Source organism: Microbacterium sp. Ru50, from assembly GCF_002920555.1.
Taxonomy (GTDB): Bacteria; Actinomycetota; Actinomycetes; order Actinomycetales; family Microbacteriaceae; genus Microbacterium; species Microbacterium arborescens.
This window is the reverse complement of sequence record NZ_PQSV01000010.1, coordinates 1-5,156: the sequence shown is the minus strand read 5'-3', so window position 1 is coordinate 5,156 and position 5,156 is coordinate 1. Positions and strand designations below refer to the sequence as shown.

The 5,156-nt window shown below is 55.0% G+C and carries 2 rRNA genes; both read right to left on the bottom strand.

The features are described 5' to 3' along the window. Positions 1-60: 60 nt before the first annotated feature. Positions 61-3,167 (bottom strand): 23S ribosomal RNA (locus C3481_RS15895). A 374-nt stretch (positions 3,168-3,541) separates the two neighbouring features. Next, positions 3,542-5,061, bottom strand: a 16S ribosomal RNA gene (locus C3481_RS15890). Together the 16S and 23S rRNA genes form the textbook arrangement of a ribosomal RNA operon. Between the last annotated feature and the right edge of the window lie 95 nt (positions 5,062-5,156).

Sequence of the window (5,156 nt, the reverse complement as noted above, 5' to 3'; positions counted from 1 at the left end):
ATGCGGTTCTCGACCGTACATCGAGAACCACTCAGTGGACGCAAGCACCAAAAACGGTGTGTTATCAAGTCATCGGCTTATTAGTACCGGTCAGCTTCACGTGTTACCACGCTTCCACATCCGGCCTATCAACCCAGTAGTCTAGCTGGGAGCCTCTCGCCCGAAGGCATGGAAATCTCATCTTGAGGCCGGCTTCCCGCTTAGATGCTTTCAGCGGTTATCCATCCCGAACGTAGCTAACCAGCGGTGCTCCTGGCGGAACAACTGGCACACCAGAGGTTCGTCCAACCCGGTCCTCTCGTACTAGGGTCAGATCCTCTCAAATTTCCTACGCGCGCAGCGGATAGGGACCGAACTGTCTCACGACGTTCTAAACCCAGCTCGCGTACCGCTTTAATGGGCGAACAGCCCAACCCTTGGGACCTACTCCAGCCCCAGGATGCGACGAGCCGACATCGAGGTGCCAAACCATGCCGTCGATATGGACTCTTGGGCAAGATCAGCCTGTTATCCCCGAGGTACCTTTTATCCGTTGAGCGACAGCGCTTCCACAAGCCACTGCCGGATCACTAGTCCCGACTTTCGTCCCTGCTCGACCTGTCAGTCTCACAGTCAAGCTCCCTTGTGCACTTACACTCGCCACCTGATTGCCAACCAGGTTGAGGGAACCTTTGGGCGCCTCCGTTACTTTTTGGGAGGCAACCGCCCCAGTTAAACTACCCACCAGGCACTGTCCCTGAACCGGATTACGGTTCGAAGTTAGATATCCAGAGTGACCAGAGTGGTATTTCAACAATGACTCCACGGTAACTGGCGTCACCGCTTCAAAGTCTCCCACCTATCCTACACAAGCCACACCGAACACCAATACCAAGCTGTAGTAAAGGTCACGGGGTCTTTCCGTCCTGCTGCGCGTAACGAGCATCTTTACTCGTAGTGCAATTTCGCCGAGTTCGCGGTTGAGACAGTTGGGAAGTCGTTACGCCATTCGTGCAGGTCGGAACTTACCCGACAAGGAATTTCGCTACCTTAGGATGGTTATAGTTACCACCGCCGTTTACTGGGGCTTAAATTCTCAGCTTCGCCTTGCGGCTAACCGGTCCTCTTAACCTTCCAGCACCGGGCAGGCGTCAGTCCGTATACATCGTCTTGCGACTTGGCACGGACCTGTGTTTTTAGTAAACAGTCGCTACCCACTAGTCTCTGCGGCCTCCACACCCTTTCGGAGTAAATCCTAATAAGTGGAAGGCCCCCCTTCTCCCGAAGTTACGGGGGCATTTTGCCGAGTTCCTTAACCACGATTCTCTCGATCTCCTTGGTATTCTCTACCTGACCACCTGAGTCGGTTTGGGGTACGGGCAGCTAGAACCTCGCGTCGATGCTTTTCTCGGCAGCATAGGATCACCCACTTTTTATCCGCATCGTGTCTCAGCCTGTATGAGTCACGGATTTGCCTATGACTCGGCCTACGCACTTGCCCCGGGACAACCATCGCCCGGGTTGGGCTACCTTCCTGCGTCACACCTGTTAATACGCTAGCCGCACCAGCATGGGGTCGAGCGTTAGACCGGACCGTCTCACCCCGAAGGGATCAACTAAGCCCGGGTTAGGACTCTTAGCACCACTGGATTAGCTTGGGCGGTTCTTCGCCGGTACGGGAATATCAACCCGTTGTCCATCGACTACGCCTGTCGGCCTCGCCTTAGGTCCCGACTTACCCAGGGAAGATTAGCTTGACCCTGGAACCCTTGGTCTTTCGGAGGACGTGTTTCTCACACGTCTTTCGCTACTCATGCCTGCATTCTCACTCGTGTGCCGTCCACGGCTGGGTCACCCCGCCGCTTCACCCGGCACACGACGCTCTCCTACCCATCAACACGGCTGGACCACGAAGGCCTACCAATAATGTCAATGCCACAACTTCGGTGGCGTGCTTGAGCCCCGTTACATTGTCGGCGCGGAATCACTTGACCAGTGAGCTATTACGCACTCTTTCAAGGGTGGCTGCTTCTAAGCCAACCTCCTGGTTGTCAGAGCAACTCCACATCCTTTCCCACTTAGCACGCGCTTTGGGACCTTAGTTGGTGGTCTGGGTTGTTTCCCTCTCGACTATGAAGCTTATCCCCCACAGTCTCACTGCTGCGCTCTCACTTACCGGCATTCGGAGTTTGGCTGACGTCAGTAACCTTGTAGGGCCCATCGGCCATCCAGTAGCTCTACCTCCGGCAAGAAACACGCAACGCTGCACCTAAATGCATTTCGGAGAGAACCAGCTATCACGAAGTTTGATTGGCCTTTCACCCCTATCCACAGCTCATCCCCTCAGTTTTCAACCTAAGTGGGTTCGGTCCTCCACGACGTCTTACCGTCGCTTCAACCTGGCCATGGATAGATCACTTCGCTTCGGGTCTAGGACACGCGACTGAATCGCCCTATTCAGACTCGCTTTCGCTACGGCTACCCCACACGGGTTAACCTCGCCACGTATCGCTAACTCGCAGGCTCATTCTTCAAAAGGCACGCTGTCACCCCTACTAAGGAGGCTCCAACGGTTTGTAAGCAAACGGTTTCAGGTACTATTTCACTCCCCTCCCGGGGTACTTTTCACCTTTCCCTCACGGTACTTGTCCGCTATCGGTCATCTGGGAGTATTTAGGCTTATCAGGTGGTCCTGACAGATTCACACGGGATTTCTCGGGCCCCGTGCTACTTGGGATACTCTTCACGCCAAGAGAAGCATTTCGACTACGGGGTTCGCACCCTCTATGACCAGGCATTCAAACCTGTTCGTCTATACCTTCTTGTAACGTCGACCACTCGGCAGAATGATCAGAAAAGTCCCACAACCCCCAACGTGCAACGCCTGCCGGCTATCACACACGCAAGGTTTAGCCTGATCCGGTTTCGCTCGCCACTACTAACGGAATCGCTGTTGCTTTCTCTTCCTGTGGGTACTGAGATGTTTCACTTCCCCACGTTCCCTCTACCCGCCCTATATATTCAGGCGGGAGTCACTAGGTCGGCACGCCGCCCAGCGGGGTTTCCCCATTCGGACACCCTCGGATCACAGTGTGCTTATCCACTCCCCGAGGCTTATCGCAGATTGCTACGTCCTTCTTCGGCTCCAGATGCCAAGGCATCCACCGTTTGCTCTTAAAGACTTGAAATCACATGAGTTGAATCGTCAAAAAATTGACTAATGATCTTTAAGATCATCTTCACGACACAACACCCGAAGGTGTCGCATCGAAGATGCTCGCGTCCACTGTGTAGTTCTCAAAGTACGGGCGGTACCCTCCCCACATGCCACCCGAGCAGCATGAAGAAAAGGCCCAGAGGTTGCGGACTCTCATCCGGTCCCTCAGGACCCAACAGCGTGCAGGTGCGACACCCGAAACCCTCCCCGTTCCCACCGCAAGCGGCGTACTAGAGAAGAACCTCATCCTTCGCACCATGTCAAATGTTCCACCCATGAGCTCCCAGCGAAGAACATGTGCCTTCGAACTGGGTTCTGGACTCCGAAGAGTCAGATGCTCCTTAGAAAGGAGGTGATCCAGCCGCACCTTCCGGTACGGCTACCTTGTTACGACTTAGTCCTAATTACCGATCCCACCTTCGACGGCTCCCTCCACAAGGGTTGGGCCACCGGCTTCAGGTGTTACCGACTTTCATGACTTGACGGGCGGTGTGTACAAGACCCGGGAACGTATTCACCGCAGCGTTGCTGATCTGCGATTACTAGCGACTCCGACTTCATGAGGTCGAGTTGCAGACCTCAATCCGAACTGGGACCGGCTTTTTGGGATTCGCTCCACCTCACGGTATTGCAGCCCTTTGTACCGGCCATTGTAGCATGCGTGAAGCCCAAGACATAAGGGGCATGATGATTTGACGTCATCCCCACCTTCCTCCGAGTTGACCCCGGCAGTATCCCATGAGTTCCCACCATTACGTGCTGGCAACATAGAACGAGGGTTGCGCTCGTTGCGGGACTTAACCCAACATCTCACGACACGAGCTGACGACAACCATGCACCACCTGTATAGAGACCTTGCGGGGCGACTGTTTCCAGACGTTTCCTCTATATGTCAAGCCTTGGTAAGGTTCTTCGCGTTGCATCGAATTAATCCGCATGCTCCGCCGCTTGTGCGGGTCCCCGTCAATTCCTTTGAGTTTTAGCCTTGCGGCCGTACTCCCCAGGCGGGGAACTTAATGCGTTAGCTGCGTCACGGAATCCGTGGAATGGACCCCACAACTAGTTCCCAACGTTTACGGGGTGGACTACCAGGGTATCTAAGCCTGTTTGCTCCCCACCCTTTCGCTCCTCAGCGTCAGTTACGGCCCAGAGATCTGCCTTCGCCATCGGTGTTCCTCCTGATATCTGCGCATTCCACCGCTACACCAGGAATTCCAATCTCCCCTACCGCACTCTAGTCTGCCCGTACCCACTGCAGGCCCGAGGTTGAGCCTCGGGTTTTCACAGCAGACGCGACAGACCGCCTACGAGCTCTTTACGCCCAATAATTCCGGATAACGCTTGCGCCCTACGTATTACCGCGGCTGCTGGCACGTAGTTAGCCGGCGCTTTTTCTGCAGGTACCGTCACTTTCGCTTCTTCCCTGCTAAAAGAGGTTTACAACCCGAAGGCCGTCATCCCTCACGCGGCGTTGCTGCATCAGGCTTGCGCCCATTGTGCAATATTCCCCACTGCTGCCTCCCGTAGGAGTCTGGGCCGTGTCTCAGTCCCAGTGTGGCCGGTCACCCTCTCAGGCCGGCTACCCGTCGACGCCTTGGTGAGCCATTACCTCACCAACAAGCTGATAGGCCGCGAGCTCATCCCTGACCGAAATTCTTTCCAGCTACTGACCATGCGGTCGCAGCTCGTATCCGGTATTAGACGCCGTTTCCAGCGCTTATCCCAGAGTCAGGGGCAGATTGCTCACGTGTTACTCACCCGTTCGCCACTGATCCACAGAGCAAGCTCTGCTTCACCGTTCGACTTGCATGTGTTAAGCACGCCGCCAGCGTTCATCCTGAGCCAGGATCAAACTCTCCGTAAAGAAAATTTGCTGCGACCAGCCGGAAAAAGACTGGAGCAGCGAGTTTGATGCTGACCAAAGAGATAAATCATTGCTGACTATCCGTTGCCTCCCCC